Origin of the sequence: Propioniciclava soli (assembly GCF_038502305.1) — a bacterium.
Taxonomy (GTDB): domain Bacteria; phylum Actinomycetota; class Actinomycetes; order Propionibacteriales; family Propionibacteriaceae; genus Propioniciclava; species Propioniciclava soli.
This window is the reverse complement of sequence record NZ_CP115965.1, coordinates 598571-621130: the sequence shown is the minus strand read 5'-3', so window position 1 is coordinate 621130 and position 22560 is coordinate 598571. Positions and strand designations below refer to the sequence as shown.

Sequence of the window (22560 nt, the reverse complement as noted above, 5' to 3'; positions counted from 1 at the left end):
TGGTGTGGTGTCTCAGCGTCGATGGTCCCAGGGCAGCCATGCGTCGAGCACGAACCGTCCTTCGTGGACGCCGGCGTCGACGCGTCCGCCCAGCATCTGCACCCGCTCCGTGACGCCCACGAGCCCCAGGGCGGCCCCCGGGACGCCACCGCCCACCTGGGTCACGTCGTTGGTGACCCGGAGGTGGACGCCGCTGGCCGGGGCGCCCTCCAGCAGCATCGCGACGCGCGCCCGGGGGGCGTGCTTGCGGGCGTTGGTGAGCGCCTCCTGCGCGATGCGGAACAGGTGGCGCTGCTGCACGAGCGGCAGGCCGGGAGCGAGCGTGCCCCGCAGGTCGACGACCTGGCCGAGGGCGCGGGCGTCCGCCAGCAGGCCGGGCAGGTCGCCCAGGGTGGGCTGGGGGGCGACCGGCTGGGCCGCGTCGCCGGGCAGGCTCGGCCCCTCGCGCAGCGTCGAGAGCACGCTGCGCAGCTCGGTGAGCGAGGCGTGGGCGTTCTCCTGGATGACCCGGGCGATCTCCTGGGTCTGTTCGGGCGGCAGATCGGTGCGGTAGGCGAGGGCGCCCGCGTGCATGGAGACCAGCGAGATGCGGTGGGCGAGCACGTCGTGCATCTCGCGGGCGATGCGGTTGCGCTCGGCGAGGACGGCGAACTCGCGGTCGCGGTCGGCCTGTTCGACCCGTGCGTGGAAGGACGCCTGCCGGTCGCGGCGGACGCCGAGGTACGCGCCGAGCAGCGCGAACAGGGCCTGACCGACGAACGCCGCCACGATCACCGGCGCGCTGAGGGCGGCCGACCACGGCCACAGGTACGAGCCCAACGCGACCGCCAGACCGACGCCGAGGGCGATCAGCGTGCGCGGCAGTTGGCGCCGTGAGGCGAGGGAGATGAGCGCCCACCCGCCCACCGGGGCGCTGGTGGCGGAGATCAGCATGAACCCGTGGATGACGAGGCAGATCGCGAGGGGGAAGCGGCGCCGCAGGTGGATGATGGCCAGGCTGACGACGCCGAGGACGCCGTCGAGCGCCATGACGACCGCCGGGAGGCGCAGGTCGGCCAGCTCACCCTCGGCCGGGATCGGGGCGGCCGCATCCCCGGTGCCCGTGCCCACCTGATGGGCGAGCGCGTAGGCCAGCGCGGTCAGCGCGAACCACGCCAGGCAGAGCAGGTACCGCCACGCCAACGACGCCCCCGACAGGCGCGGGGGCGGGTACCGCTCGGGCTCGAACATCGCCAGCCACGTCGCGCGGGCCCGGCGGGCGGGCGTGCGGGCGGCGGCGGGGGTCACGCGTTTCTCCTATGTCAAGCGGCCATCGGGAGGTGAGTCCCGAGTGCCGCTTCGTGGTCGGTCTTGAGGGCTTGGTAGACGATGCGGGCGAGGCGTCGTTTCAGGCAGCGTAGGGCTTCGGATGTGGACATGCCCTCGGCCTTCTTCTTGTCGTAGTACGTCTTCCCGAGGCTGCCAGCCAACCGGATCTGGGTGACCGCGATCCGATGCAGAGCGGCGTTCAACTGCCGGTTCCCAGACCGAGTCAACCGAACCCGCCCTTCCGTCCTTCCCGACCACACCGGGATCGGCGCGATCCCAGCATGTCGAGCGAACTTGGCCTCGGTGACGAACCGACCGACACCGGCCGCCTCCCCGACCAGCTTGGCCGCGGTCAAAACTCCACACCCGGGCAACGCCACCAAGGACGGCGCCGCCACCACCACGATCGCAGCGATCCGGCGCTCCAACTCATTGACCCGACCCGTGAGCGCGACCACATCGTCGAGCTCGGCCAACGCAAGTTCGGCCACGACCCCGACAGCCCCACCAACCAGTCCCGCAAAACCCGCTGGGTCACCTGACGATCCAACGATCGAGGCGCCGGCGCCCGTTCAGGGTCGAGCTCATGGATCCGCCACAACAAACTGTTGATGATCCGGGTCCGGGTCGACACCAACGATTCACGGTAGTCAACCAGCAGCTTCAACCGCCGCGACCCCTCATCATGAGACGCCACCGGCAGCTCGGGCTCCCGCAAGAACGCCCGCGCCACCGCCAACGCATCAATCGGATCAGACTTACCCCTCGTCCGCGCGACCCGACGCTGCTCAGCCATCATCTTCGGCGGCACCCGCACCACCCGCTGCCCAACCGTCAACAAATCCCGCTCCAAACGGGCCGACAAGTGCCGGCAATCCTCAATCGCCCACACCAACTCGCCCCCGAACTCCCGCGTCGCCCACGCCCACGCCTTCGCGTGCCCCTCGCTGGTGGCCCTCACCGTGAGTTGCCCCACCTGGCGGCCGACCTCGTCAACCGCGACGAACGTATGGGTCTGCTTGTGTACATCCGCACCAACGACAACCATGGTGGTTGCCTCCTTTCACCTGATCAGTGGAGGGACGGTCGGGACCGGTCGGCGGACACATCTCAGTGGGGGCGATGCCACGCTCCTATCAAGCCACGCCGGCCGGTTCCTTCCCACCAGTCGACGGCAAAACGCATGCACGCCACACCCCACCAACGGAGCTCCCGGCACCCAGCCTAAGAGCCAGCCGACTGATGATCAGGATCCAACCACCGCAACAGCGGTGCCATCACCCTGACACTGACGACCAGCCTAGGGAGCCGCGGCGCCGGCGTCCGCCGCCGCAGGTCGCGGCGGGCGCGACTTTGGTCGAGAACGCGTGGTGCGCGGGTCAGGAGGCCGGCCCGGCCCCCTGGGTGCGCTGCCGCCAGAAGTAGCTGACGAGCATGGCGACCAGCAGCACCACCGAGATGATCCACAGCACCCAGGCGTAGGTCTCGACGACGGTGACGGCGGGCTCACCGATCCAGTACCCCAGCGCGAGCCAGCCTCCCTTCACGGCCAGCGCGCCGAAGGCCGCCACCGGCGCGAACGTCCGAAACCGGACGCCGGCCGCGCCGACCGCGACGAGGATGATGTTCATGGGGAGGGGCAGCGGCAGGAACGACACGAGGGTGGCCGGGATGGCGAACCGGTGCGTGACGTCCCACGCCCTGTCCCACCGGCGCTGGGTGCGCGGCGACTTGGCTGATGACCACACGTCCACGATGCGCCGGCCCCACAGCCGCCCGGCCCAGTAGTAGACCGACGCGATCGCGAGCGAGAAGAGCGTCCCCGTGACCCAGACCAGCGGCCACCACGGGCTGCCCGTCGCGGCCAGCGCTCCCACGTAGGCCAGCCCGGCGCCATAGCCGAGGCCGGCCAGCAGGAAGGGCGCGGACGTGAGCAGCACGGGCCGCAGCGGAATCATCGCCAGGGAGTACAGCCCCAGCACGCTCATCGCCACGAGGCAGGCGAGGTCGGCGCGGGTCGGCTTGGTCTGCCACGGCATCGACGGGTCGGCCCACCACTCCTGCTCGCCGTCGCCGTCGCCCTCGCCCGGGCCGCCACCGGGGGCGGCGAGGTCGGGGGGGACGCGGTCGCGGTCGACGCGGTCGGGATCGGGCTGGGTCACGGCCGCGAGCCTACCTGCGGGCCACCGTGGGACCGCCGCGCCAGGAGGGTTCGGCGCGGACAACCCGTGGCGAAGCAGTGCGCAAATCGGCACAGGGTGGTTCAATGGAAGCGGGTCGCAACGGTTGCGGCCCTTCCACTACGGATCGTCGGGCACGTACCTGCCCGTGGAAAGGGGGGTGGCCCCTATGGCCACAGTTTCATTCCGGGACGCCACGCGCGTCTACCCGGGGTCGGAGCATCCGGCCGTCAACAAGCTCAACCTGGAGATCGGCGACGGCGAGTTCATGGTGCTCGTCGGCCCGTCGGGTTGTGGCAAGTCGACCTCGCTCCGCATGCTCGCGGGCCTGGAGGAGGTCAACGCCGGCAACATCTTCATCGGGGACCGTGACGTCACGGACCTGCCGCCGAAGGACCGGGACATCGCGATGGTGTTCCAGAACTACGCGCTCTACCCGCACATGACGGTGGCCGACAACATGGGCTTCGCCCTGAAGATGCAGAACGTGCCGAAGGCCGAGCGCGAGCAGCGCGTCATGGAGGCCGCCAAGCTGCTGGGTCTGGAGTCCTTCCTCTCCCGCAAGCCGAAGGCCCTCTCGGGTGGTCAGCGTCAGCGCGTCGCCATGGGCCGCGCCATCGTGCGTCACCCCTCGGTGTTCCTCATGGACGAGCCGCTGTCCAACCTGGACGCCAAGCTGCGCGTCTCCACCCGCACGCAGATCGCGGCTCTCCAGAGCCGCCTCGGCGTCACCACCGTCTACGTGACCCACGACCAGGTCGAGGCCATGACGATGGGTGACCGCGTGGCGGTCATGAAGGACGGCGTCCTGCAGCAGGTCGACAGCCCGCTGAACCTGTACGACTCGCCGAACAACCTGTTCGTGGCGGGCTTCATCGGCTCCCCGGCCATGAACCTGATCACGGGCCGGGCGACCGCCGACGGCGTCCAGGTGGGCGACTACGTGGTGCCCGTGCGCCGCGAGGTGCTGGCCAAGGCCAAGGGGGAGACCGACCTGACCCTCGGCATCCGCCCGGAGCACTTCACCACCGGTGAGGACGGCCAGGGCATCGGCGTCGACGTCGCCGTGGTCGAGGAGCTGGGTGCGGACTCGTACCTGTACGGCACGCTCGCCGGCCTGGCGGAGGACGAGAAGCTCACCGCGACGCAGATCGTCGCCCGTCTGGAGTCGCGCCACCCGCTGACCAAGCGCGACACCGTGCGCCTGCAGCCGGACTACGACCGGATGCACGTGTTCAGCAACGCCACCGGCGATCGCCTCACCTGAGTCGCTCCCGTTGACCGGGTCGGGGCCCGCGGCGCATGCCGCGGGCCCCGCTCGTTGTGGCCACCTGAGGCTGATGCCTCGCCGCGGGTCACGGTGCGACAATGGGGAGGTGCCTCGCTTCCTGTCGGCCCAGCCGGACGCCCGCCTCATCCCCCTGCCGTGGAGTGTGCCCCTGGCGGCGTGGCCGACCGAGCACCTCGTCGCCCTGCCGCGCGGCATCTCGCGGCACGTGGTGCGGTTCATCCAGGTGGGGGACGGTGTGCTGGCCGCCAAGGAGGTGCTGGAGAGCCCTGCGGTGCACGAGTACCGCACCCTGCAGGAGCTGCACCGGGTGGGCGCGCCGGCCGTCGAACCCGTGGCGGTGGTGACGGACCGGGTGGGTCCGGACGGCCAGCCGCTCGACCCGATCCTGCTCACCCGGCACCTGCAGTTCTCGCTCCCCTACCGGTCGCTGTTCTCCACAGGGGTCCGCCCCGAGACGGTGTCGCGCCTGCTGGACGCGATGGTGGTGCTCCTGGCCCGGCTGCACCTGATCGGCTTCCTGTGGGGGGACGTGTCGCTGTCCAACATCTTGTTCCGGCGCGACGCGGGTGAGTTCGCCGCCTACCTCGTGGACGCCGAAACGGCAGAGATGCACGACGTCCTCACCACCGGCCAGCGCGCCCACGACCTCGACATCGCCATCGTGAACCTGTTCGGCGAGTTCTCCGACCTGGAGGCCGGCAAGCTGCTCGACGAGAGCCTCGACCCGCTGGAGCTGGTGCAGCAGATCGAGAGCCGCTACCACGCCCTGTGGCGGGAGCTGACGGGTGTCGAGGAGTTCTCCGGCGACGAGTTGTTTCGCATCGAGTCGCGCGTGCGCCGGCTCAACCAGCTGGGCTTCGATGTGGCGGAGCTGGACATCCGCACGGCCCGCGACGGCTCGAGCGTGACGATCCAGCCCAAGGTGGTGGACGCGGGCCACCACAGCCGACGCCTGCTGCGGCTCACCGGCCTCGACACCGAGGAGCACCAGGCCCAGCGGCTGCTCAACGACCTGGACACCTATCGGGCGCGCTACGGCCTGGGGCACGTCGAGGAGTCGGTCGTCGCCCACCGCTGGCTCACCGAGTCGTTCCAGCCGGTCGTCCACGCCGTGCCGCCCGAGCTGACGGGCAAGCGGGAGCAGGCCCAGATCTTCCACGAGGTGCTGGACTACCGGTGGTACGCCAGCCAGCGCGCCCAGCGTGAGGTGCCGCTCACGGAGGCGGTGCACGGCTACATCCACGACGTGCTCGCCGTGTTGCCCGACGAGGTGATCTCGAACGAGTTCGTCGGCGCGGGCTCCCGGACGCTGCTCAACCCCTACGACCCGTCCCAGGGGTTCGCCGACGACGAGGAGGAGGAGGAGGCCCCGTTCGACCCGTGGGAGGCCGCGGCGTCCGACCCGGACTTCGAGAGCCTGCCCGCCGTGTTCGACATCGACGCGCTGCGCAAACTGAAGGGCTGATCCCACCCGCCCGTGGGGCGCGACGGCTGGCGGCGGCGCCCCCTGACTGGCATTTGGACCCGAGGAAATGGCGCCATGGCGCCATTTCCTCGGGTCCAAATGCGCGGCGGGGGGTCGGTGGTGGGGTGAAACACGGGTCTCCGGGGCACCGATACGATGGGGCCGTGAGCTTCCACCTGTACGACAGTCGCACGCGGACGAAGACGGAGTTCCGGCCCCTGGTGCCGGGCGAGGTCTCGATCTACGCGTGTGGCCCGACCGTGCAGAAGGCCCCCCACCTCGGTCACGTGCGCAAGGAGGTCAACTTTGACGTCCTGCGCCGGTGGTTGACGGCGTCCGGCTACGCCGTGACGTTCGTCGCGAACGTCACCGACATCGACGACAAGATCCTGGCCGTCGCCGAGGAGGCCGGTGAGCCCTGGTGGGCGCTGGGGCACCGCGTCGAGGCCGAGTTCCACGCCGCGATGGCCGCGCTCGGCAACGCCCCGGCCACCTACCAGCCGCGCGCCACCGGGCACATCCCCGAGATGATCGCCCTCATCGGCGAGCTCATCGAGGCGGGCCACGCCTACGCGCCCGCCGACGGTTCCGGCGACGTCTACTTCGACGTGGCGAGCTGGCCGGCGTACGGCTCGCTGTCGGGTCAGAAGGCGTCCGAGATGGAGCCGGACGCCGACGTGGACGTCCGCGGCAAGAGGGATCCGCGCGACTTCGCGCTCTGGAAGGGCGCCAAGCCCGGCGAGCCCGAGACCGCGATCTGGGACGCGCCGTGGGGGCGGGGGCGTCCGGGCTGGCACATCGAGTGCTCCGCGATGGCGGGCAAGTACCTCGGGCCGGCGTTCGACATCCACGGCGGCGGCATCGACCTGCGGTTCCCCCACCACGAGAACGAGATGGCGCAGAGCCAGGCGGCGGGGCGTCCGTTCGCCACCTACTGGATGCACAACGCGTGGGTGACGATGGCCGGGGAGAAGATGTCGAAGTCCCTGGGCAACACCGCCGACGTGCACGAGGCCGTGGCCCGCCACGGCGGCCGGGCCGTCCGGCTGTACCTGGCCGGGCCGCACTACCGCAGCGCGATCGAACTCAGCGAGGAGTCCCTGGCCGAGGCGTCGGCCCAGCTCGAGCGGATCGACTCGTTCCTCACCCGCGCCGCAGAGACGCTGGGCGCCGGTCGCGCGCCCCGGGTCGGTGCGACCGGCGGCGACGCGACCGATCGCTGGGCGCGGTTCGCAGCCGCCATGGACGACGACCTGGGCACGCCCGGGGCGCTCGCCGTGCTGTTCGGCGCCGTCCGCGAGGGCAACCAGGCGCTCACCGACGGCGACACCGACGCGCTCGCGGAGGTGGACGCCGACGTCCGCGCGATGCTGGCCGTCTTCGGCCTCGCGCCGGACGCCCCGGAGTGGGCGGCGGCGTCCGCGTCCGCTGCCGACGACCTGACCGGCGTCGTGGACGCCCTCGTCCGCACCCTGCTCGACCAACGGGCCGAGGCGCGCGCCCGCAAGGACTGGGCGAGCGCGGACGCCATCCGCGACGCCCTCGCGGCCGCCGGCCTGCAGGTCACCGACACCAAGGACGGGGCCCGCTGGTCCCTCGAGAGGAACTGATCCGATGCCGGGCAACAGTCAGCGCAAGGGAGCCGTCCGCAAGCGCGGCAAGGGCGTCGGGAACACCGGCCGCACCGCCGGGTCGGGCGGACGCGTCCGCCGCGGGTTGGAGGGCAAGGGGCCGACCCCCAAGGCCGAGGATCGTCCGTACCACAAGGCCTATCGGAAACGGAGGGCGAGCGAGTCGCCCATCTCCGACGAGCGTCCGCGCGGGCGCCGCACCCCGCCCGGGGAGCAGCGCGTCCGAGAGAACACCAAGGGTGCGGGCGCGGAGTGGATCATCGGGCGCAACCCCGTCCACGAGGCCCTGCAGGCCGGGCTGCCGATCCGCCGCGCGTTCATCGCCGAGGGCACCGAGCGCGATTCGCGGGTCACCGAGATCCTGCGGCTGGCGGCCGAGCAGGGGATGACGCTGCTGCAGGCGTCCCGCCGCGAGCTCGACCGGCTGACCGGCGGGGCCGTGCACCAGGGCGTTGCCCTGCAGATGCCGGAGTACGAGTACGCCCACCCCGGCGACCTGCTGGCCGAGGCGCTGGAGACCGACGACCCGATCGTGGTGGCCTGCGACTCCATCACCGACCCGCGCAACCTGGGCGCGATCATCCGCTCCTCTGCCGCCTTCGGCGCGCTGGGCGTCATCGTGCCGGAGCGCCGCTCGGCCCACATGACGGCGACGGCGTGGAAGGCCTCGGCCGGGGCCGCGGCGCGCGTGCCGGTCGCGCTGGCCGGCAACCTCAACCGGGTGCTGCGCGAGTACGCCGAGGCGGGGTTCACGGTGGTGGGCCTGGCCGGCGAGGCCGAGATCGACATCGCGGACGTCCCCGGAGCGGACGGGCCGGTGCTGCTCGTGGTTGGCTCCGAGGGCGACGGGCTGGCCCGCCTGGTGCGCGAGAACTGCGACGTGCTCGCGTCCATCCCGATCGGCGCCGACACCGAGAGCCTCAACGCCTCCGTGGCGGCCTCGATCGCGCTGTACGAGCTGGCCCGCTTCCGGGGCTGAGCCCCGCGACACGCTCACTATTGGCTCAAACTCCACCTTGCAAGGTGGAGTTTGAGCCATCAGTGTGCGTGTCGGCCCCCACGGGGCGCGCCCCGCGGGGGCCGGCTCTGTGCCTCAGCCGCAGAAGGACGCCGCCGCCTGGGGATCCCAGGCCAGCGGGGTCCGCGAGCTCGTGCACAGCGTCGAGGTGACCCGCGCGGGCTGGCCGTCCACCGGCTGGGCCGCCGGGGCGGTGCCGAAGGCCCGCTCGATGCCGAACAGCGACCCCCACATGTCCGGCCCGGCCGACTGCTCGACCTTCGTGTCGTCCGGATCCAGCCCCGCCGCCTCGGCGAAGTGCCGGAACGCCTCCGGGCGACCCATCACGCCGTCGATGTAGCCGACCTCCTGGGCACGCTCGGTGCCGAGCATCGCCGCGCCCAGGTCGTCCACGATGACGCTCGGCGCGATGTCGCGCGCGGTGGCGACGTGGTCGACGAACGCGGCGTACTCCTGGTCGATGAACGACTGCAGGTCGGCTCGCTCCTCGTCGGTCAGCGGGCGGTAGGGGTTGCCCACGTCCTTGCCGCGGCCGGCGGTGATGTACTCCTGCGTGACGCCCCCGGTGGTGGTGACCCCACCGCCCAAGATGCCGCCGTCGACGGCCACCACATCGGTGTACTGGGCGATCGGGCCCATGATGACGCCGACGCTGCCGACCAGCGAGCCATGGTCGGCGAGAATCTCGTCGGCCCCCGCCATCGTCCACATGCCGCCCGAGGCGGACATGTCCTGCACGTAGGCGTACACCGGCTTGCCGGTGCGCTCCTTGTAGCGCTCCATGGCGGACGACATCGCCGCGGAACCGCTGATCGACCCGCCGGGGGTGTTCATCAGCAGCACCACGCCCCCCGCGTCCTCGGCGGTCAGGTCGTCGAGCAGGTCGGCCACCTCGTAGCCGTACGTGCCGCCGGTCAGCCCGAGCCCGTCGGACCCGTGCGCCATGATCGTGCCCTCGATGGGGATCGCCCGCAGCGTGTTCGTCGCCGTCTCCGGGCCCCACACGGTGTTCATGGTCTCGAGCTGCGTCTGGCCAACGCCCGCCATCGAGGACGCCATGCCGGCGAACGCCGCCATGCTGGCGACGCTGATGACGCCGCCGACGAGGCTCAGCGCCACGGCGGCCGCCCCCAGGCCGAGGCCGACGCCCGAACCGATGCCGAAGCCGCGCTTGAACCCGCCCTCGCGGCGTGGGGCCGGCGGCGCGGCGGCGTACGGCGGCGGGACGGGAGGCCGCCCGCCCGCGACGGCGGGCGCGGCACCACCGGGCGGGAACGGGGCGCCCGCGCGCGGATCACCGGCGCCGGGAACGCCCGGGGCCTGCGTGGAACCCCCCGGAACGGCCTGCTCCGGCGCGGGTGTTCTCGGCGAGGTGGGCTGGGAAGGAGTCTGGTCCGACATGGACAACCTTTCTCGAGGTGGTGTCCTCGAGGCTAGCGGGCGGCCCCCGGGGTCCGCGTCCTGCCAAGGTCGACCCGCCCGCGGCCCGGGGCAGCCGAAGGTCGATCTCAGGGGCGGACGATGACGATCCGGTTCTCCTGCGGGTCGTGCAGCAGCCATCCCCGGCCCGGCACCTCGGCGACGACGCTGCGCCGCTCGAACGGCACCTGCCACAGCGTGTCGCCGGTGGTGAGGGCGTATCCGCGCAGCACCGGCATCTCGTTCTCCCACGTCAGCGCCAGCAGGCGGCGTCCGTCGCAGGCCGTGTCGACCAGCTCGCCATGCTGGGGCGCCTGCCACACCTCGGACCCGCCCTCCCGCTCCTGGGCGTGAAAGGTGCGCTGCGGGCTGACGGCGTCGTGCGTCACGAGCAGCCCACCGCAGACCAGCTGGGGGGTGCCCTGGCCCAGCGCTGCGGTCGCCCCGTTGGGCTGGACGCCGAGCAGCGTCGGCGGCTGCGGCGCCGTCTCGTCGGTGGAGGCGACGAGGCCGAGGGTGGGCGTCTCGGCCGAGGGGACGTCGCGCCCCGGCAGCGTCACCAGGCGCGCCGCGACGGGGAACAGCTCCTTGCCGCTGGCGTCGTAGAGGGTGGCGCTGTTCAGGTCCGTCCGGACGCCGAGGCGGCCGTCGGGCAGCACGGTGACGTCGAGGCCGTCCACCAGCGCGCCCACCCGCCCGAGGTCGGACTGGGTGCGGAGCAGCGTTGGGGTGGTCGGCCCGTACGGGGCGTCCGCCTGCGTCGTCACCGCGACCAGCGGCCCGGCGCCGTGCAGGCTCACCGGGGCCCCCGCGCGCGACGGCAGCGTGCCGGTCGTCGTCGCGAGCGTGACGCCGTCGTCCCCCACCCGCGTGAGCGTGACGCCCAGCTCGCGGACGCCCTCGCCACCGGGATCGACGTACGACAACACGAACAGCCCGCCGGTGGGTGAGACCCACACCTGCTGCGGCGCCTCGACGCTGCCGGTGTGGGTGGTGAGGACGGTGCCGTCGACGAGCCGGACGGTGTTGATGCTGCGATCCGACGACACGCAGACCACGGCGTCCAGCCGGTCGTGGTTGCAGACCAGGCGGCCGGTCAGCCGGGCCACCCACAGCACCGATCCCTGCGTCAGGCTGAGCCCGCGCACGTAGGACGCCTCGTCCGACGCCGACACGACCACGGCGAGATCGGCCCGCTCCGGGTTGAGCTCGCCGGGGAACACGAACACCGGGGCCGCGAACCCCTCCGGCTGCAACTCGGCCACGGACAGGGCCCAGCCCTCGGCCAGCGGCCGCTCCGCGGCGGGGAGGATCTTCTCGGTCGGCGGCTCGGCGGGGCGCTGCGGACCGGCAGGGGTGGGGGCGGCGTCCGGCACCACGAAGGCCTGGCTGGCGACCCCGAGCGCCAGGGCGAGATTCACCACCACGAGGAGCGCGCCGACCACCCACGGGGCCCGGCGTCGCCGACGCTCCTCGCCGAGCTCGGGACGCGCGGGCTCCGCCACCCGCACCGACGGCTCGATGCGGCCGCAGTGCAGACACTGGTTCGAGCCCTCCAACAGGCGCGAACCGCAGTGCGAACAGAACATGGAACTCCTCGGGGCCACCGTCGGCCCCCAGCCTAGGGCCGACCACCGCCAGCACGCGCACCCACCGCCGGGGTGGTCGCCGGGCACGCCCCCGGCGGGTGTGCAATAGATTGGAGGCCTCGCGCCCTCGTGAAGGAGTCCGTTCCGTGCCCGATCTCACTGCCACCGCGTCCCGCGCCTTCAGCGACGCCCTCACCGTCATCGCCTCCGTGGAGCCCCGGATCAGCGACGCCATCCGCGCCGAGCTGGCCGACCAGCGCGGCTCGCTGAAACTCATCGCCTCGGAGAACTACGCCTCGCTCGCGACGCTGCTCACCATGGGCAACTGGCTCTCCGACAAGTACGCCGAGGGCACGATCGGCCACCGCTTCTACGCCGGCTGCCAGAACGTCGACACCGTCGAGTCCGTGGCCGCCGAGCACGCCCGGGAGCTGTTCGGCGCCGAGTACGCCTACGTGCAGCCGCACTCCGGCATCGACGCGAACCTCGTGGCCTACTGGGCCATCCTCAACGCGAAGGTGGAATCCCCGACCCTGCAGCGGCTCGGCGCCAAGACGGTCAACGACCTCGCCGAGAGCGACTGGGAGGACCTCAGGGCCGAGTTCAACCGCCAGCGCGTGATGGGCATGAGCCTGGACGCCGGCGGCCACCTCACCCACGGCTTCCGCCACAACATCTCGGGCAAGATGTTCGCCCAGCACTCCTACGGCACCGACCCCGAGTCCGGTCTCATCGACTACGACAAGCTGCTGGCCGACGCCCGGGAGTTCAAGCCGCTGATCCTCGTGGCGGGCTACTCCGCCTACCCGCGCCGGGTCAACTTCGCGAGGATGCGCGAGATCGCGGACGCCGTCGGCGCGGTGCTGTTCGTCGACATGGCGCACTTCGCCGGTCTGGTCGCCGGCAAGGTGTTCACCGGCGAGGAGAACCCGATCCCCTACGCCGACGTCGTCGCGACCACGACGCACAAGTCGCTGCGCGGCCCCCGCGGCGGGCTCGTGCTCGCCACGAAGGAGTTCAGCGACGCCGTCGACAAGGGCTGCCCCATGGTGCTGGGCGGCCCCCTGTCGAACATGATGGCCGCCAAGGCCGTCGCGCTCGCCGAGGCACGCACCACGGCGTTCCAAAGCTACGCCCAGGCCGTCGCCGACAACGCCCAGGCGCTCGCCGACGGGCTGCTGCGCCGCGGCGCACGGCTGGTGACGGGCGGCACCGACAACCACCTCGTGCTCATCGACACCACCACGTTCGGCCTCACCGGGCGCCAGGCCGAGTCGGCGCTGCTCGAATCGGGCGTGGTCACCAACCGCAACTCGATCCCCGCCGACCCCAACGGCGCCTGGTACACCTCGGGCGTCCGCATCGGGACGCCGGCGCTCACCTCCCGCGGCCTCGGCGCCGACGACTTCGACGAGGTCGCCGACATGATCGTGGGCGTCCTGACGGGGGCCGAGCCGGTGACGGCCTCCACCGGCAAGCCCGGCAAGGCGAAGTACACGCTCACCGACGGTCTGGCCGATCGGACGAGGGCGCGCGCCGAGGAACTCCTCGACCGGTTCCCGCTCTACCCGGGCCTCACCCTCTGAGCTTCGGCCGGTTCGCGGAGAACACGACGTCGGCCCTCCCTCAGAAGGCCATCGCGTCCTCGTGCTCCAGGGGTGCGACGAGAACGCCGGTGACCTTGCCGGCGTGATTGACGGCCACGTGCCCGACCATCCGGCCGGCCTCGTGCTCCAGCACCAAGCGGGCCACGAGGGGGCCCGGCTGGGGTTCCAGCGGAAGGAGCTCCCCGGCGAGAGTGCGGACGCCGTGGCCCGAGTAGGACTCCACCTCGCCCACCGCCGCCAACACCTCACGCCACACGCCAGCTACCCGGCCGCGGCTCAGCTCGCGGGCGCAATGGCTGGTCATGGCCGCATGCAGGGCCGCGTAGTCGGCGGCCGCGATGCTTCGGAAGACCGCCTCGGCGAGGGCCGCGGGGTCGACGTGCGGGCCCGTGCCCAACGTCCGCCCCGAGTCGGGATCCACCGGGCGGCCGAACCGCTTGAACGCGGCCTGGCGGCTCACGCCCAGGACATCCCCCAGCTCGGCCCATGAGCAGCCCGCCCCGCGGGCGTCCAGCACGGCGGCGGCCAGGGCACGGTCGGCCGCCAGGGCGGCGTCCCGGGCCGCGACCACCGCGGCCAACGGATCAGGAGTCTGTCCCACGGACCCGCTGCCTTGGTAGGGCTCCGACCATGATCGCGGCGACGATGCCCATCATCCCTGCCAGCCCCGGGCTCACGGAGAAGAAGAACGCCGCAACCACGGCGACCAGCGCGGCGACCACGACCTGTGCGAGCTTGCGGAGCTCCCACTCCTGCTGGGGCAGCTTGTCCTCCTCGGACGTCCGCCAGCGCGTCGGTGCGATCAGCGCACCCACCAAGAGGGCCAGGGCGGAGAGGGCGGCGACCAGGATCGGGGACCATCCCAGGCCCTGTTCCAGCGATGCGAGGAACACGGCGGCGGTGAGAAAGGAGATGCCGGCGAACAGGGACCACAAGCGCTTGTTCATGGCTCCACCCTCGGCCACGCCTCCGTTCTTGTCAACTTTTGGTTGACATTGCGCAGGCTGGTGGACTCAGCGCTCGACGAGCGTGCCCTCCAGGGTCGTGACGAAGTTGCGCAGGGAATCCGGCAGGTCGGCGAGCTGCCACCCCTGCGGGCCGTGGTACCAGGCGAGGTCGACCTCGTCGGTGGCGTCGTCGATGTCGGTGGCCACCAGACCGTCGAGCCAGCGCTCGGTGCCGCCCAGCACCATGGCGAACGGCAGCACCTCGCTCAGCTCATCGACCTCGTGGCCGTGGGGCATCTCGTGGGTGGGCTGGGTCAGCAGCTGCCCGCGGAGCACCCCCAGCCCCGCCAGCACCGAGGAGCCCTCCGCGGTGCGGGCCGGCATCTCCTGACCGAGGATGCCCGCACCCAGGCTGAGCGCGATGAGCACCAGACCCAGCAGGCCGAACGATGTGAAGGCGACGAGCACGACCGTCAGGAGCACGGCGACGACGAGGGCGATGCGGCTGCCCGTCGTCCAGAGGGTCCGGGTCTCGTCCGGGCGCTGGACGAACCAGCCACGCTCGACGACGTCGTCGTACAGGGCGGACTGGACGTCGCCCAGGGCTCCGGCCACCTCGTGCCCCACCTCGGAGAGCAGTCCCACCCGTCCACCCGGCGTCACGGCCGCCAGGATCCGCTGCTCGAACGGCCGCAGCTCGGCCACACCGCCCCGCGGCACGAACTCCCAGTCCGTCCGGGCGAACGGCGTGGGCCGCGGCAGCTCGCGGATGAGCAGGGCACCGCGCACCGCGAGGTCGACCACCGTGGCCGCCACGTCCACCGGGTCGACGCGCTCGTCCACCACCGTGCCGACGTGGCCGGGCCGAATCTGCTCCTCGACCGTGAAGGCGCTCTGCCCCTCCCCCACGGGCCGGAAGGTCGCGACGGGGCGGGGGGCGGCGTCCGCACCACCCGCGTCCTGCCCCAGATGACGGTGCACGAGCCACAGTGCGGCGAACCCCAGCAGCCCCAGGCCGATGGCCAGCGCGAGCGGCAGGGGGCGCGTCGAGAAGGCCCGGTCGAGCGACCACAGCGTCTCGAGATCCTCGTTCGGGGCGACGACCGCGGCGGGGTACCGGACGACCGTCTGCACGACCTCACCCGGGCCGCGCGGACCGTCGTGGAAGGCCGGCACCTGCTGGTCGTGGGTGCCGCCGCTGTACCAGCCACACGCCCCGGGGTTGGCGGGCGGCCCGGCCGCGCAGTCGACCATCACGAACGGGCCCGGGGCGGCCACGGTCGCGTCGAAGGAGGTCACGCCGACGTTCAGGCCCTGGAGGAGCCGCCAGGACACCGTCGTCGTGTCCTGCGTGGCGAAGGCGGCCCCGCGCACGGTGTAGCCGAGGCGGATCGGCGCGGTGGGGTTGGGGATCGTCACCACCGTCGCTCCCGCCTCCTGCGTGACCGTGGCGCCGGCGTCGGCACCGTCGGCCGTCGTCACCGCGATGTCGGTCACCGTGAAGTGGTAGGCCCGGCGATCCGGAACGGCCAGGGTGGTCGCGAAGCGCTGCACCAGGTCGCCCGGGGCGGCGTCCGGGGTGATCGTCGCCTCGACGCGCAGCGCGCCGTCGGGCTCGACCGTGGCGGCGACCTCGTAGGACTCCACCACCGTCGCCGCCTGCGCGGGCGGCGCGACGGCCAGCACGCTGAGCACCGTGGCGGCGAGCACCGTGGCCGCCAGCCGCGCGGTCACGCGGGGCAGCGACGCGACGAGGCGGCGGGGACGCAGGCTTCTCACGTCAGAGAAACTACAGCACCACCCCGACATTTCTGCGGCCGGGGCCGCGGCCCGGCGCCTCGGCGCGTTGGTTAGGCTGGGGCCGTGAGTCAGTACCCATCCGGGCCGTCGGGCCGACAGCCGAGCTGGCAGACGCCCCAGTACGCGCCCAGCGGCTCCGGCCGCCCGGCGGCGCCGTGGCCGCAGGCGGCCTGGCCCGCCCAGGCGCCGTGGCCGAGCCAGCGCCCGGTGCCGCGGCAGGTGCAGCGGGTGCCGTTCGGCGCGCCCCCCGGCTGGCCCGCGCCCCCGCGGCGTCCCCCACGTCGCCGGCGCCGAGGCGGCCTGGGTTCGCTGCTGACGCTGGTGTTGCTGTTCTGGGGGTTCACCACCGTGTCCTCCGGGCTGCGTGACTTCGTCCAGCCGGCACAGCCCTCCTCGCCGGGCAGCTCGGGCTCCGCGTCCACCCCGAGCGGCGGTGTGGGGGGCTATGAGAACGAGAGCTACAGCCCGCCGGCGGCCGACCTCAACCCCCCGCCGGTGCCGGGCCCGCGCAATTTGAACGCCGCCGAGTCGCTCGTGACGGCCAACCCGGTCTACGACCAGAGCGTGCCCACACCCACCAACTGTCCGATGACCGACCTAGACATGCGGACGGCCGGGCGCGCGGCCATGGAGGACCACCTGAACGACCAGATGGGCTGCCTGATGCGGGTGTTCGCCGCCCCGGTGGAGGCCGCGGACTTCACCATGCCCCGCCCGCCGGTGACCGTCTACGACCGCCCGATCCGCACCGCCTGCGGCGACTTCGGGGAGGTCAACGCCGCTTACTGCACCGGTGACCAGCGCATCTACTACGCCCAACCCCTGCTGCAGTCCTTCCCGGCCGAGGTGTCCGGCACGCCGTACGCCGCGGAGATGATCATCGCGCACGAGTTCGGCCACGCCGTGCAGGCACGGACGGCCGTGCTCGTCTCGGAGAAGATGCTCGAGCAGCAGGCCCGCTCGGAGTCGGCGGCGCTCGAACTCTCCCGCCGCACCGAGGTGCAGGCCGACTGCCTGGCCGGGCTGTACGTCTCGTCGGTCGCGCAGAGCCAACAGATGGGCTCGGCCGAGCTGGCCGGGCTCGGCGCGCTTGCCCACAACCTGGGCGACGACGTGCTGAGCGGCCAGCCGAACATCGACGGCGGGCACGGCACCGGAGCTGCCCGGCAGGACTGGTTCAACCGTGGGCTCGGCAGCGCCGACCTCGCGGTCTGCAACAGCTTCGTCGCCGACGCCACCGAGGTGCGCTGAGCCGGGCGGGACGCCTCAGGCGCGATCGTCGGCGAGCAGCCCGTAGACGAGGGTGTCGGTCCACTCGCCCTTGATCCACCAGTTCTGGCGCAGGTGCGCCTCGCGGGTCATGCCGAGCCGCTCGGCCAGCGCGGCGGACGCCTCGTTCCGGGCGTCCATCTGGGCCTCCACCCGGTGGATCCCCGCCGCGAACACGGCGTCCAGCACCGCCGTGGTGGCCTCGGCCGCGTAGCCGTGGCCGGACGATGCGGTGGCCAGCACCCAGCTGATCTCGGCGCGGCGGCCCGTCGCGTCGTTGAGCCAGCAGGTCACGTCACCGATCAGGGTGGGGCCGTGTTCCACGGCGACGCAGAGCGTGCGGGACTCGGTGTCCAGCCCCGTCTGGCCCAGGCGCTGGTTGACCCGCTCACGGGCGACATCGGGCGTCCACGGTTCGTCGAGCAGGTAGCGGGCAAGATCCGGGTCGTCGTAGACGGCCAGCAGCGGGCCGGCGTCGTCGGGCCGGAACGCGCGCAGCGTCAGCCGCTGCGTGACCAGGGGCAACTCGATCGCCATGTCCCCCCACTCAGTCGGTGGCGTCCCGCACCAGGGCGGTCGCGATCGCGGCGACGCCCTCCCCCCGGCCGGTGAGGCCGAGGCCGTCGGTGGTGGTGGCCGACACGCTGACCGGGGCGCCCAGCGCGTCCGTCATCACCCGCTCGGCCTCGGCCCGACGCGCGGCCATCCGTGGCCGGTTGCCGATGACCTGGACGGCCACGTTGCCGATCTCGAACCCCGCCGCCCGCACCCGGCGGGCGGTCTCGGCGAGAAAGCTGACGCCGGACGCCCCGGCCCACGCCGGGTCGGCCGTGCCGTACTGGGCCCCGAGGTCACCGAGCCCGGCGGCCGAGAGCAGCGCGTCGCAGGCGGCGTGGGCCGCGACGTCGCCGTCGGAGTGGCCGGCGAGCCCGGCCGGTTCGTCCGGGAAGTGGAGCCCGGCGCACCACATCGGGACGCCCGCGCTCAGGGTGTGCACGTCGGTGCCGAGGCCGACCCGCATCAGAGCTGGCCCCGGGCGACGAGCGCCTCGGCGATCACGAGGTCGAACGGATCGGTGACCTTGAACGCCTCCCGCGCCCCGGCCACGAGGGTCACCTCGTGGCCGAGGTACTCCGCGGCCGCCGCGTCGTCGGTGACCAGGGTCCCCGACTCCTCGAGCGCTTCATGGGCGTCCAGCAGCACGGCCCGCGCAAACCCCTGCGGCGTCTGGACGGCCCGCAGGGACGACCGGTCGACCAGGGCCGACGGGCCGTCGTCGGTCACCTCCCGGATCGTGTCCGCCACCGGCAGGGCGGGCACCACGGCGTCCGCCCCCGCGCGCACCGCGGCGATCACGCGTACGACGACGTCGGGTGGCACGAAGGCGCGGGCCGCATCGTGCACGAGCACGACCTCGGCGCCGGCCAGCCCCCCGTGCAGGTCGAGCAGGGCGAGGCCGTTGGCGACCGAGTGCTGCCGCTCCGCTCCCCCGGCCACGATGGCACAGGGCACGGGGGCGTCCCCGAGGGCGGCCTCGAAGGCGTCCTCGGTGCCGGCGGCGACGACCACGATGCACACGCCCACGCCGCCGGCGGCGAGCTGGTGCACCGACCGCGCGACCAGCGGGACGCCGGCCACCTCGCGCAGCGCCTTGGGGTGCTCTCCGCCGAGGCGGGAACCGGAACCGGCCGCCACCACGATGGCGACGACCGGTGCAGCGGTGTGCGGCGATTCACCCATGGTCAGGAGGCGAGCACCTCGTCGAGGAGCACCTCGGCGCGTTCCTCGGCGACCTTCTCGGCCAGCGCGAGTTCGGACACGAGGATCTGGCGGGCCTTCGCCAGCATGCGCTTCTCTCCGGCGGAGAGGCCACGCTCCCGCTCGCGGCGCCACAGGTCACGGACGACCTCGGCCACCTTCATCACGTTGCCGGAGTGCAGCTTCTCGAGGTTGGCCTTGTAGCGCCGCGACCAGTTGGTCGGCTCCTCGGCGTGTGCCGCGCGCAACACGCCGAACACCCGCTCGAGGCCGTCGGCGTCCACGACGTCCCGCACCCCCACCAGATCGAGATTGCACGCTGGCACCCGGACGACGAGGTCGTTCTGGCCCACGATGCGCAGAACGAGGTAGAGGCGTTCCTCACCCTTGATCGTCCGCGTCTCGATGTCTTCGATGACGGCCGCACCGTGATTGGGGTACACAACCGTTTCGCCGACAGTAAAAGTCATATTCGCTGACCCCTTCCCGTGATCGATTGTAGCACGGTGATCTGACCGCAGCCCGATCAAAGACACTAGCCAGAGGCACTTGGGAGGGTTGACAAATCACCGTGGCGTATGCCCGGGCGCGCGACATGTGTGGCGGGGGGCGACGTGGGGGGCTGGATTGGTTATCCTGTGGCCGACGTCTGAACCTGTCCCGAGGAGCCACGATGCCCCGCAGCACCACCGCCCGCCGTTCCTGTCGCGTCGCACTCGCCGGCATCGGCGCCGCTCTGCTGCTCAGCGGATGTGGTTTCGCCGTCCAGACCCTCCAGCCCTACACCCCCGCCCAGGGGGTGAACGTCGATGCCGGCGACGTCCTGGTGCGCAACCTCCTCATCGTCGCCGACGGCGAGGGCGGCGGCATCATCTCGGGCAGCCTGCTCAGCTCGGTGGACAACCGCGTGACCGACATCAACGTGACCCCCGTGCTCATGGACGACACCGATGGCACGCCGCTCGAGGTGTACGGCGCCGACGACGTGGAACTGCCCGCGAACCGCCTCGTGGCGTTGTCGACCGAGGGCGAGCAGGTGCAGGTGAGCGGTGAGGATCTGAGCCCCGGGCTGACGGCGCGGTTCGTGCTGACCTTCGAGTCCGGCGCGGAGGCCGCCGTCACCGCCCCGGTCATGGCGTTCGACCAGGCGATGTATGCCCCGCTCTCCCCCACCGCGCCGCCGACCACCGCGACGCAGACGCCCATCGCCAGCCCTGCCGCGCCGACCACGGCTGCCGTGCCGGCGACCACGCCCACCACCACCCCCTGACCGTCGCGGTCAGGGGCGACGGCCGGGCCGGCGCGCGGCTCAGCCGTTGAACTTGTAGCCCAACCCGCGCACGGTGAGCAGGATCTCGGGACGCCCCGGGTCCGCCTCGATCTTGCCGCGCAGTCGTTTGACGTGGACGTCAAGGGTCTTGGTGTCGCCAACGTAGTCGGCACCCCAGATGCGGTCGATCAGTTGGCCTCGCGTCATGACCCGGCCACTGTTGCGCAACAGCATCTCCAACAGCTCGAACTCCTTCAGCGCGAGCCGCACGGGTTCGCCGTCCACGAAGACCTCGTGTCGTTCGACGTCCATCCGGACGCCGGACGCCTCGATCACGTCGGGCAGCAGCTCGCCCTCCTGGCCCCGCCGCAGGACGGCCCGCACGCGGGCGAGCAGTTCGCGGTGGCTGAACGGCTTGGTGACATAGTCATCGGCCCCCAGCTCGAGCCCGACGACCTTGTCGATCTCGGCGTCCCGCGCCGTCACCATGATGATCGGCACCGAGCTCTTCTGCCGGAGCCTGCGGCACACCTCGGTGCCCGACAGACCCGGCATCATGAGATCGAGCAGCACAATGTCGGCACCGTGGCGGTCGAACTGGGCGAGCCCCTCCGCGCCGTCCGCCGCGGTCACCACGTCGAACCCCTCGCGGGTGAGCATGAAGTCCAGGGCCTCGCGGTAGCTCTCCTCGTCCTCGACGATCAGGACCACGGTCATGGGTGTTCCTCCTGGTTGGGCGTTCCGGCGGCGGACGCCGCAGCGGGTGGGGGCGTGGGGGCAGGTGAGGGCGCTGCGGGCAGCGTGAGCGTGAACGTCGACCCGCTGCCCGGCTTGCTCCAGACATCGATCGTGCCGTGGTGGCCCTCGGCGATCTCGGCGACGATGGACAGCCCCAGGCCGGTGCCGCCGGTTTCGCGGCTGCGGGCGTAGTCCACGCGGAAGAACCGCTCGAAGACGCGTTCGAGGTCGTCCGGGGCGATGCCGATGCCGTTGTCGGAGACGGCGATCGCGACGGCTCCGGCGTCCGCCTGACGGGTGGTGACCACGACCCGACCGCGCTGGTCGGAGTACGCCACCCCGTTCTGCACCAGGTTGGTGAGCGCCGTGACGAGCTGGGCGGTGTCGCCCAGGACGTGCAGGCCGGACGCGCCGCCGGTCGTGAGGGTGATGGACCGCTGCTCGGCGAACGAGCGGCTCCGGTCGAGGGCCTGGCGGACGAGACCGTCCACGTCGACGACATCGGGGCGTCTCGGCAGCTCCCCTCGCAGACGCGAGAGCTGGATGATCTGGGCGACGAGCTGACCGAGCCGGGAGGCCTCCGCCTGGATGCGTGACGAGAAGCGGCGCACGGCGACCGGGTCGTCCGCGGCCTGTTCGACGGCTTCGGCCAGCAACATGACCGCGCCGATCGGCGTCTTGAGCTCATGGGTCGAGTTCGCCAGGAAGTCACGGGCGGCCTCCTCGACGCGCAGGCCGGGGGCACGGTCGTCGACGACGGCGAACACCAACCCGTCCCCGAGGGGCAGGACCCGGGCGGCCAGGGGGCGCGGGGGGCGTCCCGCACGGGGGACCTCGAGGTGCACCGAGGCTGGCTCCCCCGTCCGCCGCACCTGCCGCACGAGATCGAGCAGGCCGGGGATGCCCACCCGGTCGCCGATCACCACCCCTTCGGTGACGGCGGATTCGTTGGTGGCGCGGACGTCGTCGGCGCTGCCCACGACGACCGCTGCCGACTCGAGGGCCGCGACGACCTCGCGCAGCTCACCGACGGGATCCGCCTCAAGGACGGGTTCGGGGTCGGCGCGGTGTCGGACGACCCACGACGCCACCCACCCCCCCAGGGCGCCGACGAGGGCACCGAGGCAGGCGGTCAGAAGCGGGTCCACGCCGCCGATCATAGGGCCGACGACCCGGGTGACCGCGCGGCGAAGCGCCCCCCGGCCACGGCCGGTCGGCGGGAACCGGCCGGCTGTTCACGATAAGTTCATGTGTGCGTGGGCCGGAGTTT

20 protein-coding genes and 1 pseudogene are annotated in these 22560 nt (G+C 72.3%); 7 read left to right on the top strand and 14 right to left on the bottom strand.

Annotated elements, in window-relative coordinates; all coding sequences use genetic code 11:
• Positions 1–12: 12 nt before the first annotated feature.
• The 3 genes and pseudogenes from PCC79_RS02735 to PCC79_RS02725 form a co-directional block, all read right to left on the bottom strand.
• On the bottom strand, positions 13–1287 hold the full coding sequence (locus PCC79_RS02735; RefSeq protein WP_232550015.1) for a sensor histidine kinase: 1275 nt from the start codon (positions 1285–1287) through the stop codon (positions 13–15).
• Positions 1288–1301: 14 nt separating this feature from the next.
• Positions 1302–2356 (bottom strand): annotated as a pseudogene (locus PCC79_RS02730) (IS110 family transposase).
• Between the two features lie 331 nt (positions 2357–2687).
• Positions 2688–3470: a DedA family protein gene (locus PCC79_RS02725; protein ID WP_232550016.1), complete on the bottom strand. Its 783-nt coding sequence runs from the start codon at positions 3468–3470 to the stop codon at positions 2688–2690.
• Between the two features lie 187 nt (positions 3471–3657).
• Here PCC79_RS02725 and PCC79_RS02720 point away from each other — a divergent pair, with 187 nt between their 5' ends.
• From PCC79_RS02720 to rlmB, 4 genes are all read left to right on the top strand, one after another.
• Complete coding sequence (locus PCC79_RS02720) at positions 3658–4755, top strand: sn-glycerol-3-phosphate ABC transporter ATP-binding protein UgpC (RefSeq protein WP_342372924.1); 1098 nt, start codon at positions 3658–3660, stop codon at positions 4753–4755.
• 73 nt (positions 4756–4828) lie between these two features.
• Complete coding sequence (locus PCC79_RS02715; RefSeq protein ID WP_232550018.1) at positions 4829–6244, top strand: DUF4032 domain-containing protein; 1416 nt, start codon at positions 4829–4831, stop codon at positions 6242–6244.
• A gap of 164 nt (positions 6245–6408) precedes the next feature.
• Positions 6409–7854 carry a cysteine--tRNA ligase gene (gene cysS, locus PCC79_RS02710; protein WP_416046588.1) on the top strand — a complete coding sequence of 482 codons (1446 nt, stop codon included), beginning with the start codon at positions 6409–6411 and terminating at the stop codon, positions 7852–7854.
• A gap of 4 nt (positions 7855–7858) precedes the next feature.
• Positions 7859–8854 (top strand): 23S rRNA (guanosine(2251)-2'-O)-methyltransferase RlmB, encoded by a 996-nt coding sequence (rlmB, locus tag PCC79_RS02705; RefSeq protein WP_232550019.1) that lies wholly within the window; start codon positions 7859–7861, stop codon positions 8852–8854.
• Between the two features lie 114 nt (positions 8855–8968).
• Here rlmB and PCC79_RS02700 read toward each other — a convergent pair whose 3' ends face one another.
• The gene (locus tag PCC79_RS02700) at positions 8969–10294 is read right to left on the bottom strand and encodes a S49 family peptidase (protein WP_342372923.1); all 1326 of its coding nucleotides are present in this window, start codon (positions 10292–10294) and stop codon (positions 8969–8971) included.
• A 107-nt stretch (positions 10295–10401) separates the two neighbouring features.
• Positions 10402–11901 (bottom strand): zinc ribbon domain-containing protein, encoded by a 1500-nt coding sequence (locus tag PCC79_RS02695; RefSeq protein ID WP_232550021.1) that lies wholly within the window; start codon positions 11899–11901, stop codon positions 10402–10404.
• 146 nt (positions 11902–12047) lie between these two features.
• Between PCC79_RS02695 and PCC79_RS02690 the strand changes: the two genes are divergently transcribed.
• Positions 12048–13487 carry a glycine hydroxymethyltransferase gene (locus PCC79_RS02690; protein WP_342372922.1) on the top strand — a complete coding sequence of 480 codons (1440 nt, stop codon included), beginning with the start codon at positions 12048–12050 and terminating at the stop codon, positions 13485–13487.
• A gap of 40 nt (positions 13488–13527) precedes the next feature.
• On the opposite strand, the gene PCC79_RS02685 is transcribed toward PCC79_RS02690, so the two are convergent.
• The 3 genes from PCC79_RS02685 to PCC79_RS02675 all read right to left on the bottom strand — a co-directional run bounded on the left by PCC79_RS02685 (position 13528) and on the right by PCC79_RS02675 (position 16234).
• Positions 13528–14109: a hypothetical protein gene (locus PCC79_RS02685; RefSeq protein ID WP_342372921.1), complete on the bottom strand. Its 582-nt coding sequence runs from the start codon at positions 14107–14109 to the stop codon at positions 13528–13530.
• Entirely contained in the window at positions 14093–14455 is a 363-nt protein-coding gene (locus PCC79_RS02680) for a hypothetical protein (protein WP_342372920.1), read from the bottom strand. The genes PCC79_RS02685 and PCC79_RS02680 overlap by 17 nt, the downstream gene beginning before the upstream one ends.
• 66 nt (positions 14456–14521) lie before the next feature.
• Positions 14522–16234, bottom strand: a complete 1713-nt coding sequence (locus PCC79_RS02675; protein ID WP_232550025.1) for a DUF2207 family protein — start codon at positions 16232–16234, stop codon at positions 14522–14524.
• 84 nt (positions 16235–16318) lie between these two features.
• On the opposite strand from PCC79_RS02675, the gene PCC79_RS02670 reads away from it, so the two are divergent.
• On the top strand, positions 16319–17506 hold the full coding sequence (locus PCC79_RS02670) for a neutral zinc metallopeptidase (RefSeq protein ID WP_342372919.1): 1188 nt from the start codon (positions 16319–16321) through the stop codon (positions 17504–17506).
• 15 nt (positions 17507–17521) lie between these two features.
• Here the strand turns inward: PCC79_RS02670 and PCC79_RS02665 are convergent, their stop codons facing one another.
• From PCC79_RS02665 to PCC79_RS02650, 4 genes are read right to left on the bottom strand one after another with little or no spacing between them, the layout of a single operon-like run.
• Positions 17522–18061 (bottom strand): GNAT family protein, encoded by a 540-nt coding sequence (locus tag PCC79_RS02665; RefSeq protein ID WP_342372918.1) that lies wholly within the window; start codon positions 18059–18061, stop codon positions 17522–17524.
• A gap of 10 nt (positions 18062–18071) precedes the next feature.
• Positions 18072–18545: a 2-C-methyl-D-erythritol 2,4-cyclodiphosphate synthase gene (gene ispF, locus PCC79_RS02660; protein WP_232550028.1), complete on the bottom strand. Its 474-nt coding sequence runs from the start codon at positions 18543–18545 to the stop codon at positions 18072–18074.
• Positions 18545–19264 carry a 2-C-methyl-D-erythritol 4-phosphate cytidylyltransferase gene (ispD, locus tag PCC79_RS02655; protein WP_232550029.1) on the bottom strand — a complete coding sequence of 240 codons (720 nt, stop codon included), beginning with the start codon at positions 19262–19264 and terminating at the stop codon, positions 18545–18547. The genes ispF and ispD overlap by 1 nt, the downstream gene beginning before the upstream one ends.
• A 2-nt stretch (positions 19265–19266) precedes the next feature.
• Positions 19267–19752, bottom strand: coding sequence for a CarD family transcriptional regulator (locus tag PCC79_RS02650; protein ID WP_342372917.1), 486 nt, complete (start codon positions 19750–19752; stop codon positions 19267–19269).
• Positions 19753–19955: 203 nt separating this feature from the next.
• Between PCC79_RS02650 and PCC79_RS02645 the strand changes: the two genes are divergently transcribed.
• Positions 19956–20552 carry a hypothetical protein gene (locus PCC79_RS02645; RefSeq protein ID WP_342372916.1) on the top strand — a complete coding sequence of 199 codons (597 nt, stop codon included), beginning with the start codon at positions 19956–19958 and terminating at the stop codon, positions 20550–20552.
• 39 nt (positions 20553–20591) lie between these two features.
• Here PCC79_RS02645 and PCC79_RS02640 read toward each other — a convergent pair whose 3' ends face one another.
• A complete protein-coding gene (locus PCC79_RS02640) occupies positions 20592–21269 on the bottom strand; it encodes a response regulator transcription factor (protein ID WP_232550032.1) in 678 nt (225 codons plus the stop codon).
• Positions 21266–22438, bottom strand: a complete 1173-nt coding sequence (locus PCC79_RS02635; protein WP_342372915.1) for a HAMP domain-containing sensor histidine kinase — start codon at positions 22436–22438, stop codon at positions 21266–21268. The genes PCC79_RS02640 and PCC79_RS02635 overlap by 4 nt, the downstream gene beginning before the upstream one ends.
• Between the last annotated feature and the right edge of the window lie 122 nt (positions 22439–22560).

What these genes read in the sequence shown, in the direction of transcription:
- PCC79_RS02720 (WP_342372924.1), top strand. Translation starts at nt 3,658, where the DNA reads ATGGCCACAGTTTCATTCCGGGACGCCACGCGCGTCTACCCGGGGTCG.
- PCC79_RS02715 (WP_232550018.1), top strand. Translation starts at nt 4,829, where the DNA reads ATGCCTCGCCGCGGGTCACGGTGCGACAATGGGGAGGTGCCTCGCTTC.
- rlmB (WP_232550019.1), top strand. Translation starts at nt 7,859, where the DNA reads ATGCCGGGCAACAGTCAGCGCAAGGGAGCCGTCCGCAAGCGCGGCAAG.
- PCC79_RS02700 (WP_342372923.1), bottom strand. Translation starts at nt 10,294, where the DNA reads ATGTCGGACCAGACTCCTTCCCAGCCCACCTCGCCGAGAACACCCGCG.
- PCC79_RS02695 (WP_232550021.1), bottom strand. Translation starts at nt 11,901, where the DNA reads ATGTTCTGTTCGCACTGCGGTTCGCGCCTGTTGGAGGGCTCGAACCAG.
- PCC79_RS02680 (WP_342372920.1), bottom strand. Translation starts at nt 14,455, where the DNA reads ATGAACAAGCGCTTGTGGTCCCTGTTCGCCGGCATCTCCTTTCTCACC.
- PCC79_RS02665 (WP_342372918.1), bottom strand. Translation starts at nt 18,061, where the DNA reads ATGGCGATCGAGTTGCCCCTGGTCACGCAGCGGCTGACGCTGCGCGCG.
- ispF (WP_232550028.1), bottom strand. Translation starts at nt 18,545, where the DNA reads ATGCGGGTCGGCCTCGGCACCGACGTGCACACCCTGAGCGCGGGCGTC.
- ispD (WP_232550029.1), bottom strand. Translation starts at nt 19,264, where the DNA reads ATGGGTGAATCGCCGCACACCGCTGCACCGGTCGTCGCCATCGTGGTG.
- PCC79_RS02650 (WP_342372917.1), bottom strand. Translation starts at nt 19,752, where the DNA reads ATGACTTTTACTGTCGGCGAAACGGTTGTGTACCCCAATCACGGTGCG.
- PCC79_RS02645 (WP_342372916.1), top strand. Translation starts at nt 19,956, where the DNA reads ATGCCCCGCAGCACCACCGCCCGCCGTTCCTGTCGCGTCGCACTCGCC.
- PCC79_RS02640 (WP_232550032.1), bottom strand. Translation starts at nt 21,269, where the DNA reads ATGACCGTGGTCCTGATCGTCGAGGACGAGGAGAGCTACCGCGAGGCC.